Raw genomic sequence first — 25,324 nt, forward strand, 5'->3', positions numbered from 1 at the left:
ACTGCGGACACGGGCGCGTTCCCCGGGCCGGACGGCGAGTGGGCCGGGGCGGCGGGCCGGCGCGCGTCAGACGTAGCGTTCCAGGATGGACGACTCCGCCAGGCGGGACAGGCCCTCGCGAACGGAGCGGGCGCGCGTCTCGCCGACGCCGTCCACCGCCTGGAGGTCGTCCACGCTCGCGGCCAGCAGCTTCTGCAGCGTCCCGAAGTGGTCCACCAGCCGGTCGATCACCAGGCCGGGGAGCCGCGGGACCTTCGCCAGCAGCCGGAAGCCGCGCGGCGACACCGCCGCGTCCAGCGCCTCCGGCGCCGAGCCCGCGCCCAGCACGCGGCCGACCGCCGCCAGCTCCAGCAGCTCGACGTGGTCGAGCGAGTCCAGCTCGGCCAGCGCCGTGCCGACCTTCCTGGACCGCTTGCCGCCGCCGTCGGGGAGGTAGTCGCGGACGAGCAGCTGCCGTTCCGGCTCGACGCCCGCGATCAGCTCGTCCAGCTGGAGCGACAGCAGCCTGCCGTCCGTGCCCAGCTCCACGACGTACTCGGCGATCTCGGCCGCGATCCGCCGGACCATCTCCAGGCGCTGCGCGACCGCCGCGACGTCGCGGACCGTCACCAGGTCCTCGATCTCCAGCGCGGACAGCGTGCCCGTCACCTCGTCGAGCCGCAGCTTGTACCGCTCCAGCGTGGCGAGCGCCTGGTTGGCCCGGGACAGGATCGCGCCCGAGTCCTCCAGCACGCGGCGCTGGCCGTCCAGGTAGAGCGCCACCAGCCGCATCGACTGGCTGACCGAGACGACGGGGAAGCCCGTCTGGATGGACACCCGCTGCGCCGTGCGGTGCCGCGTGCCCGTCTCCTCCGTGGGGATGCTCGGGTCCGGCACCAGCTGCACGCCCGCCCGCACGATGCGGGAGATGTCCCGGTCCACGACGACCGCGCCGTCCAGCTTGCACAGCTCGCGCAGCCGCGTCGCCGTGAACTCGACGTCCAGCACGAAGCCGCCCGTGCACAGCGACTCGACCGTGCGGTCGATGCCCAGCACGATCAGCCCGCCCGTGTTGCCCCGCAGGATGCGTTCGAGACCGTCCCGCAGCGGGGTGCCGGGCGCCACCGCGCTCAGCGCCGCGCGCAACGGGGTGTCACCCCCGGGGGCACCACCCGGCCTGCCGGTGCTCGCCGGCCGGTCGCTGGCTGCCATGCGTTCCTCCGGGGGACGAATCTGCGCTTAGTGCGCACGAGTCTACCGGCGCGCCTCCTCGCGCCCGCCGGACTCCGCCCTCCGCCGCTCCCTGCCCCCGGGCAGTACGCGCAGGGCCTCCCCTATGTCCGCGACCTCCAGGACCCGCATCCCCGGCGGCCGTTCCCCCGAGTCCGCGGGGACCAGCGCGTGCGTGAAACCGAGCCGCGACGCCTCCGCCAGCCGCCGCTGCACGCCCGTCACCCGCCGCACCTCGCCCGCGAGCCCCACCTCGCCGATCGCCACCAGGTTCTTCGGCAGCGGGGTGTCGCTCGCCGCGCTGGCCAGCGCCAGCGCCACCGCCAGGTCGGCGGCCGGCTCCGACAGCCGGACGCCGCCGACCGTCGCCGTGTAGATGTCGTTCTTCCCCAGTGCCGAGATCTGCCCCCGCTGCTCCAGCACCGCCAGCATCATCGACACCCGGGACGTCTCCAGACCCGACGTCGTACGGCGCGGGGACGGGATCTGGCTGGCCACCGTCAGCGACTGCACCTCGGCGACCAGTGGGCGGCGGCCCTCCAGCGTCACGGTCAGGCAGGTGCCGGGGACCGGCTCGTCGCGCCGGGTCAGGAAGAGCCCCGACGGGTCGGCGAGCGACGTGATGCCCCCGTCGTGCAGCTCGAAGCAGCCGACCTCGTCGGTCGCGCCGTACCGGTTCTTCACGCCGCGCACCAGCCGCAGCCGCGCGTGCCGGTCGCCCTCGAAGTTCAGCACCACGTCCACCAGGTGCTCCAGCAGCCGCGGGCCCGCGATCGCGCCGTCCTTTGTGACGTGCCCGACGAGCAGCGTGGACATGCCGCGCTCCTTCGACGCCCGGATCACCGCCCCCGCCACCTCGCGCACCTGCGCCATGCCGCCCGGCGCCCCGTCCACCTCCGCCGAGGCGATCGTCTGCACCGAGTCGAGGATGAGCAGCCCCGGCTTCACCGCGTCCAACTGCCCGAGGACCGAGCCGAGGTCCGTCTCGGCCGCGAGGTAGAGGTGGTCGTGCAGCGCCCCGATGCGGTCCGCCCGCATCCGCACCTGGCCCGCCGACTCCTCGCCCGTCACATACAGCGTTCGGTGGTCCGCCGACGCCGCCTTGGCCGCCACGTCCAGCAGCAGCGTGGACTTCCCCACCCCCGGCTCGCCCGCCAGCAGCACCACCGCCCCCGGCACGAGACCGCCGCCGAGCACCCGGTCCAGCTCGGGCACCCCCGTGCTGCGCGCCGCCGCCTGGCCCCCGTCCACCTGGCCGATCGGCACGGCGGGCGTGGCCACGCGGGTCACGGCGGCCGTCCGCACGGCCGGGGCCGCGCCGACCTCCTCGACCGTGCCCCACGCGTGGCACTCGGGGCAGCGGCCGAGCCACTTCGCGGTGGACCAGCCGCACTCCGTGCACCGGTAGGCGGGACGATCAGCTTTACGAGCCATGACCGGAACGCTACCGCCGCCCACTGACAGCCCCGCCGTCCGTACCGGCCCAGGCGATCACCCGTTTGAGGGAACCTCCCCGCTCAGGGCCCGTCCCGCCCCCGCCGGGCGCCTACGGTCGCCGGGTGAGGACCAGCAGCCGCGACCGGGCGCCGCACACGGCACCCCGCCCCGACCCCACCGCCCCAGCCGACACCACCGGCCCCGGCGCACCGGAGCCGGTCCCCGCCCCGCCCGGCACGGCGTACGACGACGCGCACCTCGACGGACTGTTCACGTACTGCCTGTCGATCCTGGGCGAGCACGACGCCGCGACCGCCGCCCTCGGCGAAGCCCTCGCCCTGGCCGAGCGGCAGGACGAACGCGGCCGCCGCCCCACCGCGCCCGCCCTCCTGCGGCCCTGGCTCTACGCGCTCGCACGCTGGTCCTGCCTGCGCCGCCTCTCCGCCCGCCGCGGCACCACGGCCGACACCCGCCCGGAAGCCCCCCACGTGGTGGGCGACGACACCGAGGCCAGGCGCCGCCGCCGCGAACTCGCCGCGCTCTCCTGGCCGGAGGCCGCGGGGACGACCCAGCCGCAGCACGAGGCACTGGAACTGACCGTCCGCCACCAGCTGCCCGTACGGGACGTCGCCCGCGTCCTGCGCCTGTCCGAAAGCGCCGCGCACACCCTCGTCACCACCGGCGCCCGCGAGGTCGAACGCACCCGCGCCGCCCTCGCCGCCCTGGAGTCGGCGGGCTGCCCGGCCACCGCCGCCCTCGCCGGTGACGACCGGCGGCTCCTCCTCGGCTCCGGCATGCGCCGCGAACTGATCCGGCACGTGGACGACTGCCCCGCCTGCCGCCTCGTCGCCCAGCGCGCCATGGCCGCCGTCTCCTGGCCGGGCGGCAGGCCCGCCGCGCAGACGCGGCTGGCGGTCCTCCCCGCCCCGCGCGCGGCGGTCGAGGCGGCCCGCCTGGCGATCCTCAGGGCGCGCGCCCAGCACACGCCGCGCTACGACCGCGCCGGTTTCCCCGTGGACGAGAAGGAGCGCGCCGCGCGCCGCGAGAAGCTGCGCGGACGGGCCCTGACGACCGCGGTCGTCGCCGCCGTGGTGGCCGCGCCGGTGCTGGCGCTGTGGGCGGCGTACGAGGAGGGCGCGCCGACTGGGGAACGGGCGCGGGGCGAGGACGCGGCGGCGACGGCGCAGGACGGCGTGCTCACCGGGTCCGGTGGCGGCGGGGAGTTGCGGTACGGCGGCGTCGGCGGCGGGGGCACGGTGGAGGACGGCGCGGCGGGCGACGGGCGTGACCGTACGGGCGGTGACGACGGGGCGGCGGCGCAGGAAGGCGACGACCCCTCGGCCGAGCCGGACACCGGCCAGGACGCGGCGGACAGTGAGGGGACGGCGGGGGAGGGTGACGCGGGTCCCGGGCGGATCACCGCGGAGGCCGCCCCCACGGGCGCGGGTACGCGGATCACGCTCACCGCGTCGGGCGGCGAGCCGGTCGCGTGGACCCTCACCGCCGACGCGGACTGGCTGCTGCCGAGCCGCACATCGGGGACGCTGCGGCCGGGGGAGAGCGAGGTCGTCGAGGTGACGGTCGATCCCGCGCGGGAACCGGCCGGGCCGTGGCGCGCGCGCATCACGGTGGAACCGGCCGCCGCGGTCATCACGGTCGAGGGCGGCGGCGCCCCGGAGCCCGGTCCTTCCCCGAGCCAGCCGCAGCCCACCGAGCCGGAGGAACCGGCGGAGCCCACCCCGACCGGCACCGCGTCCCCCGACCCGGAACCGGACCCCGCCTGACCCGCGTGCCCGCCGCACCCACCGTGTCACCGCCGGGCGCCATCTCACCTGTCGGTTGGACGAAATGGCGCTTTCCGCCCCGCCGGTCCCGGTGCGCGACGACGGACGCCACTTCGTCGGCCTGGACGGCCGGGGGTGAGTCCTGCCCCGGGCCGACCAGGCTCTTGCCGCGCGTGACGCAGCAGGGCGGGCCGGACTTCCTCCGCCGGAAAGGGCCCGACTTTTGCCCTGCATGCCAGCGGACCGGCGGAGCCCGCCGGACGGTCGGCGATGTCCGTCCGCAGCGACGACCAGGCGTTGCACGGCGCCCGGTGGCCCGGCTTCTTGCCGCCGAATGCTCGGCGGGGTAGCGGCACAGGCGTCGGCACCGCAGGTCCGTCGGCGGGGCGCATGCCGTCGGGTCACGGGGCCCCGGCGGCACCGGGCCCTGCCTGACTCGCCCGGACGGCCGGGTGGGCGATTCTGCCCCGGGCCGACCAGGGCGATCGCCGCGCCCCGATGGCCCACGCGGGCGGGGCCTTCCCCCGGGCCCTGCCTGACCCGCCAGGCTCTTGCCACGTGTGCGCGACCGCCGGGCGTGAACCCTGCCCGCGTGGTGACGAACCGCCCGAGCCTGCTCCGGCGGCCGGACGGTCGGTGATGGCCGTCCCGCGGCAGTGACCAGGCGGAACGCGGTGTCCGGTGGCGGCATTGTTCCCGCCCGTCCGGCTGCCCCGCCCCGCCACGCCACCGCCGGTCCGTCGTCGGTGGCGGCACCGCCCCCGCCTGTTCGGCGACCTCGCCACGTCACCGCCGGTCCGTCGGCGGGGCGCATGCGGTCCGGTCACGAGGGCCCCGGCCCGGCGGCACCGGACCCTGCCTGACCCGCCCGGACGGCCGGCGGGCGATCCCGCCCCGGGCCGACCAGGTGCAATCGCCGCGCCCCCGGCTGGGCCGCCGGGCCGACCGGGCGCTCGGCGCGTGTGCGCGACCGCCGGGCGTGAACTCTGCCCGTGTGGTGACGAACCGCCCGAGCCTGTTCCGACGGCCGGACGGTCGGTGATGGCCGTCCTGCGGCAGTGACCAGGCGGAACGCGGTGTCCGGTGGCGGCATTGTTCCCGCCCGTCCGGCTGCCCCGCCCCGCCACCGCCGGTCCGTCAGCGGGCGGCGGGCGGCAGGGCGCAGGCCGTTCCCGGTGGTGGACGGAGTGCAGCTGCGGGCCCCGGTCCGGCAGGCCGCCGGATGCGGCCGTGGCCGGTACGCGTCAGGCGGGCATCGTGCCGGGGGTGCCGGTGAGGTGGTGCTGCACCACGGGCGCCAGCCGCGCGACCAGCTCCTCGGCGTCCGCGCTCGCCAGCGGCTCGATCCGCAGCGCGTACCGCATCAGCACCACGCCGATCAGCTGCCCGGCCGCCAGCTCGGCGCGCATCTCGGCGTCCGGCGCGCCCAGCCCGCCCGCCACCCGGGACAGCAGCTCGTCGCGCACGAAGCGCTGGAAGATGCGGGCGGCGGCCTCGTTGTCCAGCGCCGAACGGACCACCGCGAGCAGCGGCGTCCGCGTCGCCTCGTCCTCCCAGATCCCGAAGAACAGCCGCGTGAAGCGCACCCCGAACTCCGCCGCCGGGAAGCCGTCCCCGTCCGGCAGCGCCTGTGCCGCGGGCCGCGTGGCGGCGGCCACGGCGGCGGCGAAGACGCCTTCCTTGGTGCCGAAGTAGTGGTGCACGAGCGCCGGGTTGACCTCCGCGCCGCGCGCGATGGCGCGGATCGACGCCCGGTCGTACCCCCGCTCGCCGAACTCGGCGCGCGCCGACGCCAGGATGCGTTCCCGCGTCCCCGGCGCCTCGTCCCCGTCGCGGCTGCGCGGCGGCCTGCCGGGGCCGCGCCGCCGCTCCCCGCCCGGCGTCCCGCCAGCCGGTGCGGTCACGGCCGCGTCTCGCGCGGGACGCTGCCCGCCGGGGCGGCGAGGTGCAGCCGGATGAACGCCAGCGCCTCCGCGAGGTCCGCCTCGCGCTGCGCGGACGAGGCGGCGCGCCGGGTGTTGATCTCGGCGACGACATGGCCGCCGTATCCGGCGGTGGCCAGGCCTTCGAGCAGTTCCGCGCACGGCTGCGTGCCGCGCCCCGGCACCAGGTGCTCGTCCTTGCCCGAGCCGGTGCCGTCGGCGATGTGGACGTGCCCGAGGCGGTCGCCCATCCGCGCCGCCATGGCCAGCGCGTCGGAGCGCGAGGTGGCGGTGTGGGACAGGTCGAGGGTGTAGGTGGGGAAGTCGTCGTCCGTGGGGTCCCAGCCGGGGGCGTACGCCTGGAGTTCGCGGTCGCGGTAGCGCCACGGATACATGTTCTCGACGGCGAACGTGATGTCCGTCTCCTCCGCGATGCGGTGCATGCCGGTGACGAAGTCCCGGACGTACGAGCGCTGCCAGCGGAACGGCGGGTGCACGACCACGGTGGAGGCGCCGAGCCGTTCGGCCGCCGCGCGGGCCGTCGTGAGCTTCCGCCACGGGTCGGTGGTCCACACGCGCTGGGTGACGAGCAGGCAGGGGGCGTGCACGGCCAGGATCGGGACGCCGTGCAGGTCGGACAGGCGCCGCAGTGCCTCGACGTCCTGGCTCACCGGGTCGGTCCAGACCATGACCTCGACCCCGTCGTAGCCGAGCCGCCCGGCTATCTCGAACGCCGCCTCGGTGTTCTCCGGATACACCGAGGCGGTGGAGAGCGCGACCTTCGCGGCCGGGACGCGTACCTGTGGGACCACGCCGCCAAGCGTACGGGGCCGTGCGGCGGTCCGGCCGGGAGCGGGCGTCCGGCGGCTTGACGGTGGCCGCTCAGGATGATTAATTAAACGCATGATTAATAAACTGCCGACGGGCGGGGCGCCCACCGACGGAGCGCCGGACGGGCCCGCCGTCCGTGCCCGCGGCCTCGCCGTGCGCCGCGGCACCGCGCGGGTGCTCAAGGGGATCGACTTCGCCGTCACCGCCGGGACCGTCACCGGGCTCCTCGGCCCCTCCGGCTGCGGGAAGACGACACTGATGCGCGCCGTCGTCGGCGCCCAGGCCAAGGTCACGGGCGAGCTGACCGTCCTCGGCAGCCCGGCCGGCGCCCCGGCCCTGCGCCACCGCATCGGCTACGTCACCCAGGCGCCGTCCGTCTACCGCGACCTCACCGTCCGCCAGAACCTCGACTACTACGCCGCCGTGCTGGGCATCCCGCGCCCCGAGCGGCGCGACCGCGTGGAGCGGACGCTCGCCGACGTCGACCTCACCCGCCACACCGACGCCCTCACCGGCGTGCTCTCCGGCGGCCAGCGCTCCCGCGTCTCCCTGGCCGTCGCGCTCCTCGGCACCCCGGACCTGCTGGTCCTGGACGAGCCGACCGTCGGCCTCGACCCCGTGCTGCGCCGCAGCCTGTGGGACCTCTTCCACCGCCTCGCGGCCGAGCGCGGGGCGACGCTGCTCATCTCGTCGCACGTGATGGACGAGGCCGACCGCTGCGACCGGCTCCTGCTGCTGCGCGAGGGCCGCCTGCTCGCCGAGGGCAGCCCGGCGGAACTGCGCGAGCGCACCGGCGCCGCGACGGTGGAGGACGCGTTCCTGCGCCTCGTCGCCGACGCGGAGGACGCCGACGGCGCCGACGACACCGCAGAGGGGAACAACGCCCGATGAACGCCGCCCGTACGCTCGCCACTGCCCACCGCGTCCTGCGCCAGCTGCGCCACGACCCCCGCACCATCGCGCTGCTGATCCTGGTGCCGGTGCTGCTGCTGGTGATCCTCTACTACGTCTTCGACGCCGACCGCGCCGCCTTCGACCGCATCGGCAGTTCCCTGCTCGGCATCTTCCCGATGGTCACGATGTTCCTCGTGACGTCCATCGCCACCCTGCGCGAACGCACCTCCGGCACGCTGGAGCGGCTGCTGACCATGCCGCTGGGCAAGGGCGACCTGATCGCCGGCTACGCGTTGGCGTTCGGCGCGTTCGCCGTCGTGCAGGCCGGGGTCGCCACCGGCGTCGCCCTGTGGTTCCTGGACCTGACCGTCGCGGGCTCACCGTGGTTCCTGCTGCTCGTCGCCCTGCTCAACGCGCTGCTCGGCACGGCACTGGGCCTGTTCGTCTCCGCCTTCGCCGCATCGGAGTTCCAGGCTGTGCAGTTCATGCCCGCCATGATCTTCCCGCAGATCCTGCTGTGCGGCCTCTTCGCACCCCGCGACACCATGCAGCCGGTCCTGGAGTACGCCTCCAACGTCCTGCCGATGTCCTACTCGGTGGACGGCATGGAGCAGGTGCTGCGCCACACCGACCTGACCGGGGACTACTGGCGCGACATCGTCATCGTCGCCGCCTACGCCGTCGGACTGCTCGGCCTGGGCGCCGCGACCCTGCGCCGCCGCACCGCCTGACCCACGCACGCCCCTCCCGGCCTGACGCGCACCCGCCGCGTCAGGCCGACCGCATCCCGTCCAGCTGCCGCAGGATGACGCCCTCCCGCAGCGCCCACGGGCAGACCTCAAGCACCTCCACCCCGAACAGGTCCATCGCCGCCTCCGCGACCAGCGCCCCCGCCAGCAGCTGACGCGCACGCCCCTCCGACACCCCCGGCAGCAGCAGCCGTTCCCGCACCGGCATCCCCGCCAGCTTCTGCTGCCACGTCCGCAGGTCGGCACGGCTCAGCTCCCGCCGCACGTACAGCCCGTCGGCCGACCGCGCCGCGCCCGCCATCCGCGCGAGCTGCTTGAACGTCTTCGACGTCCCCACCACCCGGTCGGGGCGCCCCAGCCGCGTGAAGTCCCGCACCACGTCCGCGACCTGCGACCGCACGTCCCGCCGCAGCGCCCGTACGTCCGCCGGGTCCGGCGGATCGCCCGGCAGCCGCGCCGCCGTCAGCCGCCCCGCGCCCAGCGGAAGCGACACCGCCGCGTCCGGCTCCTCGTCCACCCCGCAGGCGATCTCCAGGGACCCGCCGCCGATGTCGAACATCAGCAGCCGCCCCGACGACCAGCCCAGCCACCGCCGCGCCGCCAGGAACGTCAGCCGCGCCTCGTCGGGACCGGACACCACCCGCAGGTCGACGCCCGTCTCCAGGGCCACCCGCCGCAGCACCTCGTCCGCGTTGGCCGCCTCCCGCACCGCCGAGGTGGCGAACGGCAGCAGGTCCGCCACGCCCTGGTCCTCCGCGACCACGAGGGCCTCGCGCACGGTCGCCACCAGCCGGTCCACCCCCTCGGGGCCGATCGCGCCGTGCCCGTCGAGCAGTTCGGCGAGCCGCAGCTCGGTCTTGTGGGAGTACGCGGGCAGGGGACGCGCCCCTGGGTGCGCGTCCACCACCAGCAGGTGAACTGTGTTCGAACCGACGTCGAGAACACCGAGTCTCATGAGGGTCAACGCTACCGTCCCACTACTCTGGCCGTGTGGCGAAGACGAAGAGGGCGAAGCCGGGCAAGGCGCACAAGCAGCTCGACGGCGCGCGGCGGCGCGCGGCGGGCGAGGAGGTCGCGCTCGACCACGCCAGGGCGTGGGTCGAGTTCCCCGACCCCGCCGACGCCGAGCAGGTGTTCCGCTGCGACCTCACCTGGCTCACGTCGCGCTGGAACTGCGTCTTCGGCCGCGGCTGCCAGGGCATCCAGGCGGGCCGCGCCAGCGACGGCTGCTGCTCCCTCGGCGCGCACTTCTCCGACGAGGACGACGAACGCCGCGTCGCCGGGCACGCCGAGCGCCTCACCCCGGAGACCTGGCAGTTCCACGACGAGGCCCAGGGCCCGGACGGCTGGACCGAGCCCGACGAGGACGGCGAGCTGCGCACCCGCCGCTTCGAGGGCGCCTGCATCTTCCTCAACCGCCCCGGATTCCCCGGCGGCGAGGGCTGCGCGCTGCACACCCTGGCGCTCGCCGAGGGCCGCCAGCCCCTGGAGACCAAGCCCGACGTGTGCTGGCAGCTCCCCGTGCGCCGCACGTACGACTGGGTGGACCTCCCGGACGGCGAGCAGGTCCTCCACGTGTCCATCGGCGAGTACGACCGCAGGGGCTGGGGCGGCGGCGGCCACGACCTGCACTGGTGGTGCACCGGCGCCCCCGCCGCGCACACGGCGAGCGAGCCGCTGTACGTCACGTACCGTCCCGAGCTGGTCGAGATGATGGGCAAGGAGGGCTACGACGTCCTCGCCCAGATGTGCGAGGCCCGGCTCGCCGCCCAGGCCGCGACCCCGCCCGGCGCCCGCCTCCTGCCGCTGCTCGCCCCGCACCCGGCCGACCCGGTACCGGACGCCGTCTCCTGACCCCTCGGGGAACTCCCGGCGTGACGGGCCGCACGTCTCGTATCGCGATATCGCGGTCCCGGAACGCGGGCGCAAGGCGTAGCCTCGACCGGGTAGCCGCACAGCCTCGTGAGGAGAGCAGATCACCATGGCGACACTGAGGTCCCGCACCGTCACCCACGGCCGCAACGCGGCAGGCGCCCGCGCCCTGCTCCAGGCCGCCGGCGTAGCGCGTGAGGACTTCGGCAAGCCGATCATCGCGGTCGCCAACAGCTTCACCGAGTTCGTGCCCGGCCACACCCACCTCCAGCCGGTCGGCCGGATCGTGTCCGAGGCGATCAAGGCGGCGGGCGGCGTGCCCCGCGAGTTCAACACCATCGCCGTGGACGACGGCATCGCGATGGGCCACGGCGGCATGCTCTACTCGCTGCCCTCCCGCGACCTGATCGCCGACTCCGTCGAGTACATGGTGGAGGCGCACTGCGCGGACGCGCTGATCTGCATCTCCAACTGCGACAAGATCACCCCCGGCATGCTGATGGCGGCGATGCGCCTCAACATCCCGACGGTCTTCGTGTCCGGCGGCCCCATGGAGTCCGGCACGGCCACGCTGGTGGACGGCACCGTCCGCAAGCTCGACCTCATCAACGCCATCGCCGACGCCGCCGACGAGGGGGTGTCCGACGAGGACCTGCTGCGCATCGAGAACAACGCCTGCCCCACCTGCGGGTCCTGTTCCGGCATGTTCACCGCCAACTCGATGAACTGCCTCACCGAGGCCATCGGCCTCTCCCTGCCCGGCAACGGCTCGGTCCTCGCCACCCACACCGCCCGCCGCGCCCTGTACGAGAACGCCGGGCGCACCGTGGTCGAGCTGGCCAAGCGCTTCTACGACGAGGACGACGCGACCGTCCTGCCCCGCGCCGTCGGCTCCCGCGCCGCGTTCGAGAACGCCATGGCCCTCGACATCGCCATGGGCGGCTCCACCAACACGATCCTCCACCTGCTGGCCGCCGCCCAGGAGGCCGGACTGGACTTCGGCCTCCAGGAGATCGACGCCCTGTCGCGCCGCGTGCCCTGCCTCTCCAAGGTGGCGCCCAACGGCTCGTACTACATGGAGGACGTCCACCGCGCCGGCGGTATCCCCGCGATCCTGGGCGAGATGTACCGGGGCGGGCTGCTGAACGAGGACGTGCACACCGTCCACAGCGACTCCCTCGCCGACTGGCTGAAGACCTGGGACATCCGCGGCGGCTCCCCCTCGCCCGAGGCGGTCGAGCTGTTCCACGCCGCGCCCGGCTGCGTCCGCTCGGCCAGCGCGTTCTCCCAGTCCGAGCGCTGGGACACCCTGGACACCGACGCGGCGAACGGCTGCATCCGCGACATGGCCCACGCCTACTCCGTCGAGGGCGGCCTCGCCGTCCTGTACGGCAACCTCGCCGAGGACGGCGCGGTCGTGAAGACCGCGGGCGTGGACGAGTCGATCTGGGTCTTCGAGGGCCCGGCCCTCGTCGTGGACTCGCAGGAGGACGCGGTGGACGCCATCCTCACCAAGCGGGTGAAGGAGGGCGACGTCATCGTCATCCGGTACGAGGGCCCGCGCGGCGGCCCCGGCATGCAGGAGATGCTGCACCCCACGTCGTTCCTCAAGGGCCGCGGCCTGGGCAAGAAGTGCGCGCTGGTCACGGACGGCCGCTTCTCCGGCGGCACGTCCGGCCTGTCCATCGGCCACGCCTCGCCCGAGGCGGCGGCCGGGGGCACCATCGCCCTGGTCCGCGACGGCGACCCGATCCGGATCGACATCCCCAGCCGGCGCATGGAACTGCTGGTCCCCGAGGACGAGCTGGCCGCGCGCCGCGAGGCACTGGGCGGCCGGTACGCGCCGGAGTCCCGCGACCGCAAGGTCTCCCTGGCGCTGCGGGCGTACGCGGCGATGGTGACCAGCGCCGACAAGGGCGCCGTCCGTGACGTGACGCTGCTGGAGGGCTGACCCCCCCCACGGTACGAGGCGGCTGAGGCGCCCGCGCACCCCAGGGGTACGCGGGCGTCAGCCCCACAGCCAGACGGACAGCAGTTCGCGGAAGGCGCCCTCCTCCCGCGTGGCGGGAAGCGCGCGGGTCTCCCGGTGGAAGGTCAGGGTCACGCCGCCGACGGGCACGGGCGGATGGCCGGGGAGCACCATCGACGTCCCGGCGGGCATCCCGAACCGCCGCCGGCCCCACGCGCTGCCCCAGGAGGAGACCTCGGTCTCCTCCTCCCACTCCAGCACGGCGCGCAGGCCTTCGAACGACGAGAACGCGACCCCCCGCGCGTCACGGAACACCGCGCGGTCGGCATCGGCGTGCAGGGACGCCCACTGGTCCTCGCCGATCGCGGCGGCGTCCCGCGGCTGCGTGAACTCCTGGGACGACAGCACGGGGCGGTCGTAACCCCAGCGGCCCCCTTCCAGCTCGCGCACGCTCAGAATCCGCACGCCCCGCAGGCAGGCCGCCTGGACCGCCTCCGCCGACGGCACGCGGCGCGTGCAGACGAACGCCGCGGGACGGCCCTCGTCCAGCGGCGCGGTGCCCACCCGGGCGGCGAGGTCCGCGACCCGCGCGACGTCGTCCACGGTGACCGTCGTGTCGAGCGCCCGCGCGTCGACGAGCGCCACCAGCCGGGCGTCCGGGGCCGACCGGTACTCGACGACGGTGCGCGCCACCAGCGCCGACCCGTCCGCCACCGCCTCGAAGCACCACTCGTCGTCCTCCTCGCCCCACAGCCTGGCGAGGGTGTCGAGGAACTGCCGTGCCCCGGTGGGCTCTTCCGCGATCATGGCCGACGATCGTAGCGGGGCGGTGCCCGCCGTCAGCCGACAGGCGTCGCGTACAACGTGTTGCCCAGCGTCACCACGTACGCCACGCCCTCGTCCGTGACCACGGGCGCCGGTGCCCAGCCGTCGCTGCCCAGGCCGGGCGACCCGGGGTGCGGTTCCCCGCGCCAGGCGACCGACCCGTCCGCCGCGTCCACCCGGTAGAGCCGCCCCTCCGCGTCCGACAGGTACAGCGACCCGTCCTCCACGGCGGGCGCCGACGGCGTCCGCACCCCGGTGTCCACGTCCCACAGCACCTCGCCCGCCACCGGGTCCACCGCCGTGACCTGCCCGTTCATCGCCGACACGTACACCACGCCGTCCCCCAGCACGCCGCGCGGCTCGGACGGGTACGGCAGCTCCGTGCGCGTCCAGCCGCCGCCGACGCCCACGTCGAGCGCCAGGACGGCCGTGATGACCGGCACCTCCGGGTCGTGCTCCTGGAAGTACGCCGTCGCGCCGTCCATGCCGATCAGGTCCAGCATCCCGGCCGCCTCGGGCGGCGGCGCCACCGGCAGCGGCCAGACCTCCTGCCCCGTCGCGTCGAGCAGCATCAGCTGCGGGTCGCCGCCCGACGCGTCGTCCCGCGTCTCCACGAGCAGCCGGTCGCCGTGCGCCGCCGTGCCGGTGACGTAGCGGCCCGGCGCCTCCCACAGACCGGCCTGCTCGCGGTCCGCCGTCCGGTAGAAGCGCAGGGTGCTGTCGCCGTTCTGGAGGGCGAGGACGCCGCCGAGGTCGTGGAGGGTGCCCATCAGCTGCGGCGCGTCGATCTCCCACAGCTCGGCGCCCTCCGCGTCGAGCGCGACCAGGCCCTTGTCCGAACGGGTGTAGACCGCGCCGTCCTCGCCCGGGATGCCGGCGGGGCCGAGCAGCGCGTCGCGCGGCCCGTGGTGCCGGAAGCGCTCCTCGCCGTTCCTGTCGAGCACGACGGACAGCTCGCCGCCGGTGGTGCACAGCAGGCGGGACGCGGCGTCGTCGCAGGAGAAGCCGCCCGTGGCGGCGTCGAGCACGCCGAAATCCCGCAGGTCCTTCTCCCAGGGCCGGAACTCCTCCTCCGCCGCCGACTGCCCCTCGCCCTCGCCCTCACCCGCGACCGTCCCGCCCCCGCCGTTCCCCCCGTCATCCCACGGCTCCGCCAGCCACACCCCGACGCCCGCCACCGCGAGCACCGCGCCCGCCGCCACCGCCGCCGTCCAGTGCCTGCGGCGCCGCGCGGGCACCCCCGGCGCCGTGTCCGGCAGCGGCACCGAGACGCGCTGCTCGCCCGCCGGTTCCGGCCAGTACGCGGGCCCGCCCGGCGCCGCGCGCTCCCGGCTGTCCGCCGCCACCGCCATGCGCAGCAGCTCCGGCACGTCCGGCCGCCGCGCCGGGTCCTTGGCCAGGCAGCGCGTCACCAGGTCGAGCAGCGCGTCCGGCACGTCGTCCACGTCCGGCTCCTCGTGCACCACGCGGTACGCCGCCGCCAGCAGGTCCCCGCCCGACTCGAACGGGCTGCGGCCCATCACGGCGTACGCCACCACCGCGCCCAGCGCGAACACGTCCGCCGCCGCCGTCACCTCGGCGCCCCCGGTGAGCTGCTCCGGCGCCATGAACGGCGGCGAGCCGAGCACCGCCCCGTCCTCCGTCAGCCGGTGGCTGTCGCTCAGCGCCCGCGAGATGCCGAAGTCGATCAGCCGCACGCCGTCCTCGGCCAGCAGCACGTTCCCCGGCTTGAGGTCCCGGTGGACCAGGCCGCAGCGGTGGATGTCCCGCAGCGCCTCCGCGAGCTGCGCCCCCAGCCGCGCCGCCTCGGCGGGCGAGAGCGGACCGTCCCTGTCTATCCGGTCCGTCAGCGAGCCGCCCGGCACGTACAGGGTGGCCAGCCACGGCGGGTCGCCGTCCGGGTCCGCGTCCACCACCGGCGCCGTGAACGCGCCGCTGACCCGCCGCGCCGCCTCCACCTCCCGGCGGAAACGCGCCCGGAAACCCGGGTCGCGCGCGTACTCGGGCCTGACCACCTTCACGGCCAGCGCCCGCCCGCCGACCGTGCGCGCGAGATGCACCACCCCCATGCCGCCGCTGCCCAGGCGCCGTTCCAACACGTACTCGCCCAGGCGCTCCGGCGCTGTACCCCGGCTGCGCCGGTCGTCCGTCATGGCAACTCCCCCCGGTATGCCGCGTTGCGGGGGACAGCGTACTGGGGTGCGGGCGCCCCGCACGGTGCCGACATAATCGACCGCATGTCCAAGTCTGCCCGGCCCCCCGCTCCCGACGCCGACCGGGAGCCGGCGCCCGACCCGATCCGGTTCTACGGCACGACGTGGGTCGACCACTCCGGCGGCTACGCCCTGCGCCGCGTCCTGCTGACGCTCGCCGCGACCGTGCTGACGCTGCTCGGCCTGCTCCTGCTGTGGCTGTGCGTCCTCGCCCTGACCGGCACGGACACCGCGTCCTGGCTGCGCTCCCTGGTGATCCTCGCGCTGGTGCTGTGCACCGCCATCACGTTCACCCGCGCGTGGACCGGCTACGTGCGTCCCCGGCCCGCGAACGCCACGGACGAGTCGGCGTTCCGCAGCATCAAGATCGTCGGCTTCGTCGGCCTGCTGCTGGCGTACGCGCTGCGCAGCACCGTCGAGGCGCCGGGCGAGAAGCTGCTGCGGCAGGACCACGAGGCCGCGCTCGAACGCCACCGCCGCCGCACGGGGCGCAGGTCCGGCAACCCCAAGCGCCGCAAGCGCCGCTGACGCGCCTCAGGGGAAACCCCGAGGCGTCCCGGAACCAACCCCGACACCTGTCAGAAAACATTGACGGGTCACCGCCGCGCCTGCGAGCCTTCTGCTGTGCCGCCGCGGGACGCGACGGGACGTGAGGCCGGCCAGGACGCGCGGGCAGAGGGGACGGGACGGCATGGGCAGCGGAGGCGACGGGCAGGTCCGCCCCGCAGACGAGCCCGACGCCGCGCCCACCGGGAACCAGCTGCTCGCCGTCCTGGCCGCCCTGAGCAACCCGCACCGCATGCGCATCCTTGCCGCCCTCGCCGAGCGGCGGAACTACGTCAGCCGCCTCGCCCGCGAGATCGGCATCGGCCGCCCGCTGCTCCACATGCACCTCCAGCGCCTGGAGGCCGCAGGACTCGTCACCGGAACGACGGAGACCGGCGCCGACGGCAAGGCGATGAAGTACTTCGAGGTCACGCCGTTCGTCTACGAACTGACGCCCGCCACCCTCGCGGAGGCGGCGCGCACCCTCACCCTCCCCACCCCGACCGCTCCCCCAGAGGACCCGGCCCCCCGGCCGGACGGCGGCGCGTCACCCGGGACCTCCGGGACGACCGCCAGGAAAGCGAGAAGAGCATGACCCCCGCGCACGACTCGATGGTGACCCTGGCCGACGACCCGGCGGGCACGTGGGCCGCCGCCGCCGGTTCCATAGGCATCTTCGTCCTGCTCATCGTCATCGTCTGGCAGGTCTCCGCCGCCTGGCGCGCCCGCCTCGTCGCCCGCCGCGACGACGAGTACCGCCGCCTCGCCGCCAAGTACGCGGAACTGCTGGAGGACAACACCGAGATCCTCCGCCGCTACACCGACGAGCTGGCCGAGACCCGCAAGTCCGTCTCCTCCATGGAACGCATGATGCGCGAACTCGACTGACCGCTCGCCCGCCCGCCCGCGCCCGCCGGAGAATGGCCGCCATGGCACGCCCCGAGCACCGCCCCGCCTCCGGCCTCCCGGACAACCTGCGCCCGTACGCCACCTCCTTCGACGCCATCGCGGCCGACTACGCCGCCGCACGCCCCACCTACCCGCCCGCGCTCTACGACGCCGTCGAACTGCTCACCGGCCGCCCCCTGGCCGGAGCCGGCGTCCTCGACATCGGCGCGGGCACCGGGCTCGGCACCCGCCCGCTGCACGAGCGCGGGGCCCGCGTCACGGCCGCCGAGCCGGGGCCCGGCATGGCCGCCCAGTTCCGCGCCGCGCTCCCCGGCGTCCCGCTGGTCCGCGCTGACGGCAACCGGCTGCCGTTCGCCCCCGCCTCGTTCGACCTCGTCACCTACGCCCAGGCCTGGCACTGGACCGACCCCGCCCGTTCCGTCCCCGAAGCCCTCCGCGTGCTGCGCCCCACCGGCGCCCTCGCCCTGTGGTGGAACATCTCCGACCCCGCCGACCCGTGGGCCGCCGCCCAGGAGGACCGCGTACGCCGGGGCCTCCCGCACTACCACGGCCACGACATGAGCCGCCGCGCCCAGGACGTCATCCGTGACCTCGGACTCCCCGTCACCGTTTCCACGCGCGAGATCCCCTGGCAGCGCACCGTCACTATCGACACCCACCTCGCGAACCTGGCCTCCCACTCCTACTTCACCGTCGCCGGCCCCGAAGCCGCCGCGCTGCTGGCCGCCGAACGCCGCGCCGCCACCGAGGCGTTCCCCGACGGCCAGGTCACCGAGCGCTACGTCGTACGCCTCACCGTCGCCGCCCACAGGGCGGACGCCGCCGGAACCGGGGCCGCGTCGGTGCGAGGATGACGCCATGAGCAGTTCCACGCCCTCTTCCGCATCCCCCTCCGCACGGCCGCAGATCGCCATCCTCGGCACGGGCAAGATCGGCGAGGCCCTGCTCGGCGGCCTGCTCAGGTCGGGCCGCACCCCCGCGGACCTCCTGGCCACCACCCGCCGCCCCGAACGCGCCGCCGCCCTGCGCGAGCGCTACGGCGTCGAGACCACCGACACCGCCGCTGCCGCCAAGAGCGCGGGCATCCTGATCCTCGCCGTGAAGCCGCAGGACATGGCGGCCCTCCTGGACGAGCTGGCTCCCGGCCTGCCGCCCGACCGCCTCGTCATCTCGGCCGCGGCGGGCGTCACCACCGCGTTCATCGAGGACCGGCTGCCCTCCGGCACCCCGGTCGTCCGCGTCATGCCCAACACCCCGGCGCTGGTGGACGAGGCCATGTCCGTCATCTCCGGCGGCGCCCACGCCACCGCCGAGCACCTCGACTGGACCGAGGACATCTTCGGCAGCGTCGGCCGGACGATGCGCCTGCCCGAGCACCAGCAGGACGCCGCCACCGCCCTGTCGGGCTCGGGACCCGCGTACTTCTACTTCCTCGTCGAGGCGATGATCGACGCCGGCATCCTCCTCGGCCTGCCCCGCGACAAGGCGCACGCCCTGATCGTCCAGTCCGCCGTGGGCGCCTCCGTGATGCTCCGCGACAGCGGCGAGCACCCCGTACGGCTGCGCGAGGCCGTCACCTCGCCCGGCGGCACGACGATCAGCGCCATCCGCGAGCTGGAGAACCACGGCGTACGGGCCGCGCTCATCGCCGCGCTCGAAGCCGCCCACGACCGCAGCCGCGCCCTCGGCGGCGGGCAGCGCTGACCCCGCGCGCGCCACGGGCCCGTCCCCCGTGCGGGTGAACGGGCCCGTGGCGGGGGCCGCGCTTCAGTCGGCCGCGACCGCCCGCAGCACGTTCATCCGCCCCGCCCGGAACGCGGGCAGCAGCGCCGCCGCGAGACCCACCACCGCCGAGCCCGCGAAGACCGCGCCGATCGTCACCCACGGGACCTCCAGCACCCCGAAGCCCTGCGGCGCCAGCACCCGCTGCGCCACCACGCCCCAGGTGAGCCCGATCCCCAGGCCGAGCAGCGCGCCGAACAGCGCGATCACCACCGACTCGAGCCGCACCATCCGCCGCAGCTGCCGCCGCGACAGCCCCACGGCCCGCATCAGCCCGATCTCCCGCGTCCGCTCCACGACCGACAGCGTCAGCGTGTTCACGACGCCGAGGACCGCCACGACGATCGCGAGCCCCAGCAGGGCGTACACCAGGTTCAGCATCTGCCCGATCGAATCCTGGAGCAGCTCCTTGTAGTCCGCCTGGTTGCGCACGCTGAACTGGGGGAACGGCGCCAGCGCCTCGCGCAGTGCCGCGTGCGCCGCCTCCTCCTGCCCGTCCACCGCCGACACGAACAGCACGGAACTGAGCGGCACCAGATCCGCCGGCAGGTGCGCACGCGCCGTGTCCAGCGAGACGTACTTCGCCGACGCGTCGAGCAGCGTGTCCTGCGACGTGATCGCCGCCACCCGCAGCGCCACCGTGTCCCCGCCGACGAACCGCACCGACAGCTCGTCCCCCACCCGCACGCCGTGCTCCTCGGCGAACGCCTCACCCACCGACATCACGTCCCGCCCGTACGCGTCGGCCAGTTCCCCCGCCACCGTCTCCGCGCGCATGTCCTCCGCGTACGACGGATCGGCCGCCACGACCTCGTCCGCCGTCTCCGCCCCGTCCGACGTGGTGATCCCCACCGACACCGTCGACACATGCGTCACCCGCGCCACCTCGGGAACGCCCTCCACCGCGGCCTCGACCTCCGGCGTGAAGTGCTGCTCCGTCGCCGTGTCCAGGATGAAGTCCGCGCCCACCGACCGGTCCAGCTGCTCCGACGCCGACGCGACGACGGACGAGCCGATCACCGACAGCGCACCGACCAGCGCCAGGCCGATCATCAGCGCGGCGGCCGTCGCGCCCGTACGCCGCGGATTGCGCACCGCGTTACGCCCGGCCATCCGCCCCACCGGACCGAACAGCCGCAGCACCACCGCGCCCACGCCCCGCACCACCACCCCCGCGAGCAGCGGACCGACGACCACGGCACCCACCAGCGTCAGCAGCACACCGCCCGCCAGGTACATCCCCCCGTCCGCCGTGTCCTCCGCACCCACCGCAGCGGCCAGCGCCACCCCGCCGAGCCCGCACAGCAGCAGCCCCAGCACGCCCCGCACCCGGCCCGTCCGTTCCCGCCCCGCCGACGCCGCCTCCCGCAGCGCCGCCATGGGGCTGACACGGGACGCGCGCCGCGCCGGGAGCCACGCGGCCACCACGGTCGTCAGCACCCCGGTCGCCATGCCCGCCACCGGCGTCACCGCCGAGACCGTCAGCTGCGACAGGTCCACCTCCACACCCGCCGCCGACATCAGCCGCAGCAGGAGCGCGGCGAGCCCGATCCCCGCCCCCACACCCACCGCCGAGCCGACGACGCCGAGCAGCAGGGCCTCGGTGAGCACGGACCTGTTGACCTGGCGGCGGCTCGACCCCAGGGCCCGCAGCAGTCCGATCTCGCGGGTGCGCTGCGCGACGAGCATCGAGAACGTATTGACGATCAGGAAGATCCCCACCAGCACGGCCAGACCGGCGAACCCGAGCATCCCGTACCGCACGTACTCCAGGAAGCCCACCTCGGCCGCCAGGTCGTCCTCCACCTCCGCCGCCGTCCGCACCTCGAACGCGCCCGCCCCCAGCGCCTCCGCGACCTGCCGCGCAAGCTCCGCGTCGGCCACGCCGTCCGCCGCCGTGACGCGCACCTCGCTCACCGCGTCCCCCGCGCCGAGCAGCAGCTCACGGGCCGCGCCCTGGTCGAGCAGCACGACCGGCATCCCCGGGTTGGCCGTGGTGAACCGGGCGATCCCGCTCACCGTCACGTCGGACGACCCGGGCGCGGCGACGATCCGCAACGGGTCGCCGACCGCGATGCCGCGCCGTTCCGCCGTGTCCGCGTCGAGCAGCGCCTCGTGCGCCCCGTCCGGCTCGCGGCCCGCCACCAGCTCCATCGACCGCCGGACGGCCGGGCCCCAGTCACCGGCCCGCGTGGGCGCGCCGCTGTCCCCGGCGACGTCCTCGCCGTCGCCGTCCACGACGGTGACGTCCGTGACGGACACGACGCCCTCCGCGTCGGCCACCCCGTCGATCCCGCGCACCCGCTCGGCGAGCGAGCCGGGGACCGTACGCGCGCGGCCGGTGTCCTGCCCGTGCCCGCCGTCGGCCGGGCCCACGGTGACGTCGGGGGTCGTGGACGCGAAGAACCGGTCGAAGGTCCGGTCGAGCGTGTCGCTGAAGACGAGCGTGCCGCAGACGAAGGCGACGGACAGGACGATGGCGATTCCGGAGAGGGCCATGCGGCCTTTGTGCGCGAGGAAGTTGCGCATGGAGGTCTTGAGGACGGTCATGAGGTGCGGCCTTTGGCGTCGAAGTGGCGCATGCGGTCGAGGACGCGGTCGGCGGTGGGGTGGTGCATCTCGTCGACGATGCGGCCGTCGGCGAGGAAGACGATGCGGTCGGCGTACGCGGCGGCGGCGGGGTCGTGGGTGACCATGACGATGGTCTGGCCGAGTTCGTCGACGGAGCGGCGCAGGAACTGGAGGACTTCGGATCCGGCGCGGGAGTCGAGGTTGCCGGTGGGCTCGTCGCCGAAGATGATGTCGGGGCGTGCGGCGAGGGCGCGGGCGACGGCGACGCGCTGCTGCTGGCCGCCGGAGAGCTGCGCGGGGCGGTGTTTGAGCCGCCCGGCCAGGCCGACCGTCTCGATGACCCGGTCCAGCCACTCCTTGTCGGGCTTGCGGCCGGCGATGTCCATGGGCAGCGTGATGTTCTCCAGCGCGTTCAGCGTGGGGAGCAGGTTGAACGCCTGGAAGATGAACCCGATCCGGTCCCGCCGCAGCTTCGTGAGCCGCTTGTCCTTCAGCCCGGTGATCTCCGTCTGGCCGAGCCATATGCGGCCGCTGGTGACGGTGTCGAGCCCGGCCAGGCAGTGCATCAGCGTCGACTTCCCCGACCCCGACGGGCCCATGATCGCCGTGAACCGCCCCCGCTCCATGTCGATGTCCACATGGTCGAGAGCCACCACCCGGGTCTCACCCGCGCCGTACGCCTTCACGACGCCCCTGGCCCGCGTGCTCACCACCCCGGTCGCCACAGCCGTTGTCACGTTCGTCTCCTCCGCGGACGGTCCTGCCCGGTCTTTCCTGTACGGAGGAAACGGTGCCGTCCACGCGGGGTCCGGCACGATGGTGCAGGTGGCCGTGTCCGCCCTGCGGTTTACCCCACCTTCCCCACTGCACCCTGGTCGTACATCCGCGCGATGACGTCCTCGATGTCCGGCTCCCGCAGCGACAGATCCGCCACGGGATACCCCGCCGCGACCGCTGCCACCAGCGGCGCCGCGCTCGCCGCCGCGGGGAACGCCAGCCACTGCCGCGGCCCGTCCACCCGCACCGTCCGCGCTCCGGGCACCTCGATCGGCGGCAGCTCGCGCTCCAGCTCCACCACGAGCGTCCGCTCCCCGTCCCCCGTCTCCCGCAGCCCGGCGAGCGCGCCGTCGTACATCAGCCGGCCGTGGTCGATCACCATCACCCGCGAACACAACTGCTCGATGTCGGACAGATCGTGCGTCGTCAGCAACACGGTTGTGCCCCGTTCCGCATTCAGATCGCGCAAGAACGTGCGCACCTTCGCCTTGCTGATCACATCGAGCCCGATCGTCGGCTCGTCCAGGTACAGCACCTCGGGGTCGTGCAGCAGCGCCGCCGCGATGTCGCCCCGCATCCGCTGCCCCAGCGACAGCTGCCGCACCGGCACCGGCAGCAGCTCCGCCAGGTCGAGCAGTTCGACGCACCGCTCCAGGTTCGCCCGGAAACGCGCCTCGTCCACCCGGTACAGCCGCCGCACCAGCGCGTACGAGTCCCGCAGCGGCAGGTCCCACCACAAAGTCGTGCGCTGCCCGAAGACCACCCCGATCCGTCGCGCCAGCCGCGTGCGCTCCCGCGCCGGATCGACCCCGGCGACCCGCAGCCGCCCCCCGCTCGGCGTGAGGATGCCCGTCAGCATCTTGATCGTCGTGGACTTCCCCGCCCCGTTGGGCCCGATGTACCCCACCATCGCCCCGCGCTCGACGGTGAACGAGATGCCGTCCACCGCCCGCACCTCCTCCCGCGTACGCCGCCACCGCCCGGCACGCCGCCGCACCTGGAACACCTTCTCCAGGTCCGCCACCTCTATCAGCGCCTCACCCATCGCCATCCCCCTCTACTCCCCTCAACTTCCCGTGCTCCGGTACGTCCCCAGCGCCCGCCGCCAGGCCAGCCCCGCCCCCAGCAGCAGCACCCCCGCCACCACGGGCGAGAGGAAGTCCACGCATCCCGGCAGCCCCAGCGGATCGTCCCTGCCCAGCAGCCGCATCGCCGGAATCCAGTTCACGAAGGCCAGCGGCACGACGAACGTCACCCCCTGCACCAGCTCCCGCGCGAAGATGGTCGGCGGGTACTGGAGCAGCGTGCTGCCGCCGTACGTGAACGAGTTCTGCACCTCCGCCGCGTCCTGCGCGTAGAACTGGAAGACCGCGCCAAAGACGAAGATCGCCACGAAGATGGCCCCACCGGCGAGCAGCATCATCACCAGCAGCCCGACCCGCCCCGCCGTCCACTCCACGTCCACGCGCGGCAGCGCCCACGCCAGGACGACGAGCCCCTGCACGGCCCGCCCCAGCCGCCGCAGCGCGAACCGGTCGGCCGCGAGCTGCACGAACACGGGCACGGGCCGTACGAACAGCACGTCCAGCGACCCGTCCCTGATCCGCGTCCCGACGCGGAACAGCTCACCCGTCAGCAGGTTGGCGACCGACAACGCGAAGCTCGTCGTCCCGTACAGCAGCCCGACCTCGGCGACGGAGAACCCGCCGAGCGCGTCGACATGGGCGAACATGATCAGGATCGCGATGAAGTCGAGCCCCGTGAGCACCACATTGCCGACGAAAGTCAGCACGAACGAGAACCGGTAGGTCATCGACGATCGCATCCACATCGCGGCGATCAGCGCGTACGACCGCAGCGCCTCACCCACCCTGGACCACCACCCGCCGCGTCGCCGCCGCCTGCACGGCGCGCGCCACGAGGAACAGCGCCACACCCCAGGCCGCCGACAGCGCGAGCACCCCCGCCAGTCCGGCCCCCGCGTACCGTCCGAGCAGGACGTCGGCCGGCACCTGGAGCGTCGCGGCCCAGGGCAACCACTGCGCGATATCGGCGAAATCCCCGGGGAAGACCGTGAGCGGCATCAGCATTCCCGAGAAGAACATCGACGTGAGCGTGTAGACCGCCGAGACCCCCGCCGCGTCCATCAGCCAGAAGGCGGAGAGGCCGACGAGGAAACGGATGCTGAAGCTCACCAGGACGGCGACGAACACGGCGAACAGGAAGAACGCCCACCGCAGCGGGTCGGACGGCAGCGCCAGGTCGAAAGCCAGCGCGCCCAGCAGCATCGGCACGACGCCACGGCCGAGCAGGTGGAAGGACGCGCGCCCGAGGTCGGAGGCGAACCACCACAGCTGGAAGTCCGCCGGACGGTAGAGGTCGATCACGACATCGCCCCGCCGCACCCGTTCCTGCAACTCGTCGCCGACACCGCTGCCCATCAGCGACACACAGGCCAGCAGCGCCTGCCCGACCCAGACGAACGTCAGCGCCTGCGACCGGTCGTATCCGCCGAGCTGCGGGCGCAGGTCCCACAGGGCGATGAACGTGTAGCTCAGGATGAAACCGAACACTGTGTTGGCCACCACACCGGCGAACGTCGCAGCGCGATAGGTGGCATAGCGGCGGAAGCTGCTCACCGCCACCGCCGGATAGATCCCCGATCCCCGCACGCGCACCCCGCCCTCCCCGTGACCGCGCGGCCGGCCGCGCGCCAACTCCGTTGCGGCGCAAGGCACCAAAGCAACCCAGCCTAGGACCGCCGAGTTGCCCCTGCCAGGGCTTGCCGGGCCGTCCCAGGTCTCGACTTGACACTGCCTGGGCCGGTCCGTAAGGTCCTTCGAGCTTGCCCGGGAGGCCGATTTGGATCGGCCGGGAGAATGCTCTACGGTGTAAGCAACTGCTCCCGACGAAGCGGAAGTTCGAGAAATCGAGCGTGGTAGAGTTGGGAACACCGAAGGGAAGCGCCCGGAGAGGCCTGAGAGGGTCTTGAAGGAAGCGTCCGTTCCTTGAGAACTCAACAGCGTGCCAAAAG

The 25,324-nt window shown here is 74.4% G+C and carries 22 protein-coding genes; 10 read left to right on the forward strand and 12 right to left on the reverse strand.

All coding sequences use genetic code 11. The annotated features are described in order from the left end of the window. Positions 1-66 precede the first annotated feature (66 nt). Positions 67-1,191 (reverse strand): DNA integrity scanning diadenylate cyclase DisA, encoded by a 1,125-nt coding sequence (disA, locus tag ACIBPC_RS11065; RefSeq protein ID WP_362960713.1) that lies wholly within the window; start codon positions 1,189-1,191, stop codon positions 67-69. A gap of 42 nt (positions 1,192-1,233) precedes the next feature. Further along, a complete protein-coding gene (radA, locus tag ACIBPC_RS11070; protein WP_362960710.1) occupies positions 1,234-2,643 on the reverse strand; it encodes a DNA repair protein RadA in 1,410 nt (469 codons plus the stop codon). A gap of 125 nt (positions 2,644-2,768) precedes the next feature. Between radA and ACIBPC_RS11075 the strand changes: the two genes are divergently transcribed. Then, on the forward strand, positions 2,769-4,430 hold the full coding sequence (locus ACIBPC_RS11075; RefSeq protein WP_398842945.1) for a hypothetical protein: 1,662 nt from the start codon (positions 2,769-2,771) through the stop codon (positions 4,428-4,430). Between the two features lie 1,244 nt (positions 4,431-5,674). Here the strand turns inward: ACIBPC_RS11075 and ACIBPC_RS11080 are convergent. Together ACIBPC_RS11080 and ACIBPC_RS11085 are read right to left on the reverse strand one after the other, a co-directional pair. Then, a complete protein-coding gene (locus ACIBPC_RS11080; RefSeq protein WP_362960704.1) occupies positions 5,675-6,334 on the reverse strand; it encodes a TetR family transcriptional regulator in 660 nt (219 codons plus the stop codon). Next, entirely contained in the window at positions 6,331-7,164 is an 834-nt protein-coding gene (locus ACIBPC_RS11085; RefSeq protein ID WP_398842949.1) for a sugar phosphate isomerase/epimerase family protein, read from the reverse strand. Before ACIBPC_RS11085 ends, ACIBPC_RS11080 begins: the two co-directional genes overlap by 4 nt. A 91-nt stretch (positions 7,165-7,255) precedes the next feature. Between ACIBPC_RS11085 and ACIBPC_RS11090 the strand changes: the two genes are divergently transcribed. Both ACIBPC_RS11090 and ACIBPC_RS11095 read left to right on the forward strand, forming a co-directional pair. Next, on the forward strand, positions 7,256-8,074 hold the full coding sequence (locus tag ACIBPC_RS11090; RefSeq protein ID WP_362960699.1) for an ABC transporter ATP-binding protein: 819 nt from the start codon (positions 7,256-7,258) through the stop codon (positions 8,072-8,074). Further along, positions 8,071-8,808, forward strand: a complete 738-nt coding sequence (locus ACIBPC_RS11095; protein WP_362960696.1) for an ABC transporter permease — start codon at positions 8,071-8,073, stop codon at positions 8,806-8,808. The genes ACIBPC_RS11090 and ACIBPC_RS11095 overlap by 4 nt, the downstream gene beginning before the upstream one ends. Before the next feature lie 40 nt (positions 8,809-8,848). Here ACIBPC_RS11095 and ACIBPC_RS11100 read toward each other — a convergent pair whose 3' ends face one another. Continuing rightward, complete coding sequence (locus tag ACIBPC_RS11100) at positions 8,849-9,781, reverse strand: Ppx/GppA family phosphatase (RefSeq protein WP_398842953.1); 933 nt, start codon at positions 9,779-9,781, stop codon at positions 8,849-8,851. Between the two features lie 35 nt (positions 9,782-9,816). Between ACIBPC_RS11100 and ACIBPC_RS11105 the strand changes: the two genes are divergently transcribed. Beyond that, positions 9,817-10,680, forward strand: a complete 864-nt coding sequence (locus ACIBPC_RS11105; protein ID WP_362960690.1) for a hypothetical protein — start codon at positions 9,817-9,819, stop codon at positions 10,678-10,680. 127 nt (positions 10,681-10,807) lie between these two features. After that, positions 10,808-12,649: a dihydroxy-acid dehydratase gene (gene ilvD / locus ACIBPC_RS11110; protein WP_398842957.1), complete on the forward strand. Its 1,842-nt coding sequence runs from the start codon at positions 10,808-10,810 to the stop codon at positions 12,647-12,649. 57 nt (positions 12,650-12,706) lie between these two features. On the opposite strand, the gene ACIBPC_RS11115 is transcribed toward ilvD, so the two are convergent. Both ACIBPC_RS11115 and ACIBPC_RS11120 read right to left on the reverse strand, forming a co-directional pair. After that, a complete protein-coding gene (locus ACIBPC_RS11115; protein WP_398842960.1) occupies positions 12,707-13,474 on the reverse strand; it encodes a hypothetical protein in 768 nt (255 codons plus the stop codon). A gap of 32 nt (positions 13,475-13,506) precedes the next feature. Then, positions 13,507-15,645, reverse strand: a complete 2,139-nt coding sequence (locus ACIBPC_RS11120) for a protein kinase (RefSeq protein WP_398842962.1) — start codon at positions 15,643-15,645, stop codon at positions 13,507-13,509. A gap of 84 nt (positions 15,646-15,729) precedes the next feature. Between ACIBPC_RS11120 and ACIBPC_RS11125 the strand changes: the two genes are divergently transcribed. From ACIBPC_RS11125 to proC, 5 genes are all read left to right on the forward strand, one after another. Further along, the gene (locus ACIBPC_RS11125; RefSeq protein WP_362960678.1) at positions 15,730-16,233 is read left to right on the forward strand and encodes a hypothetical protein; all 504 of its coding nucleotides are present in this window, start codon (positions 15,730-15,732) and stop codon (positions 16,231-16,233) included. 163 nt (positions 16,234-16,396) lie between these two features. Further along, positions 16,397-16,846 carry a winged helix-turn-helix domain-containing protein gene (locus ACIBPC_RS11130; protein WP_362960675.1) on the forward strand — a complete coding sequence of 150 codons (450 nt, stop codon included), beginning with the start codon at positions 16,397-16,399 and terminating at the stop codon, positions 16,844-16,846. Beyond that, positions 16,843-17,139, forward strand: a complete 297-nt coding sequence (locus ACIBPC_RS11135; protein ID WP_398842966.1) for a hypothetical protein — start codon at positions 16,843-16,845, stop codon at positions 17,137-17,139. Before ACIBPC_RS11130 ends, ACIBPC_RS11135 begins: the two co-directional genes overlap by 4 nt. A 41-nt stretch (positions 17,140-17,180) precedes the next feature. Then, positions 17,181-18,014, forward strand: coding sequence for a class I SAM-dependent methyltransferase (locus tag ACIBPC_RS11140; protein WP_398842969.1), 834 nt, complete (start codon positions 17,181-17,183; stop codon positions 18,012-18,014). Positions 18,015-18,018: 4 nt separating this feature from the next. After that, positions 18,019-18,864 (forward strand): pyrroline-5-carboxylate reductase, encoded by an 846-nt coding sequence (gene proC / locus ACIBPC_RS11145; protein WP_398842972.1) that lies wholly within the window; start codon positions 18,019-18,021, stop codon positions 18,862-18,864. 63 nt (positions 18,865-18,927) lie between these two features. On the opposite strand, the gene ACIBPC_RS11150 is transcribed toward proC, so the two are convergent. From ACIBPC_RS11150 to ACIBPC_RS11170, 5 genes are all read right to left on the reverse strand, one after another. After that, positions 18,928-21,492 carry an ABC transporter permease gene (locus ACIBPC_RS11150; protein ID WP_398842975.1) on the reverse strand — a complete coding sequence of 855 codons (2,565 nt, stop codon included), beginning with the start codon at positions 21,490-21,492 and terminating at the stop codon, positions 18,928-18,930. Beyond that, entirely contained in the window at positions 21,489-22,223 is a 735-nt protein-coding gene (locus ACIBPC_RS11155) for an ABC transporter ATP-binding protein (protein WP_398843051.1), read from the reverse strand. The genes ACIBPC_RS11150 and ACIBPC_RS11155 overlap by 4 nt, the downstream gene beginning before the upstream one ends. A gap of 137 nt (positions 22,224-22,360) precedes the next feature. Beyond that, the gene (locus tag ACIBPC_RS11160; RefSeq protein ID WP_398842977.1) at positions 22,361-23,341 is read right to left on the reverse strand and encodes an ATP-binding cassette domain-containing protein; all 981 of its coding nucleotides are present in this window, start codon (positions 23,339-23,341) and stop codon (positions 22,361-22,363) included. 15 nt (positions 23,342-23,356) lie between these two features. Next, positions 23,357-24,121 (reverse strand): ABC-2 family transporter protein, encoded by a 765-nt coding sequence (locus ACIBPC_RS11165; protein WP_362961166.1) that lies wholly within the window; start codon positions 24,119-24,121, stop codon positions 23,357-23,359. 31 nt (positions 24,122-24,152) lie between these two features. Further along, positions 24,153-24,968 carry an ABC transporter permease gene (locus ACIBPC_RS11170; protein ID WP_398842980.1) on the reverse strand — a complete coding sequence of 272 codons (816 nt, stop codon included), beginning with the start codon at positions 24,966-24,968 and terminating at the stop codon, positions 24,153-24,155. Between the last annotated feature and the right edge of the window lie 356 nt (positions 24,969-25,324).

Source organism: Streptomyces sp. NPDC049879 (assembly GCF_044461265.1).
GTDB lineage: Bacteria > Actinomycetota > Actinomycetes > Streptomycetales > Streptomycetaceae > Streptomyces.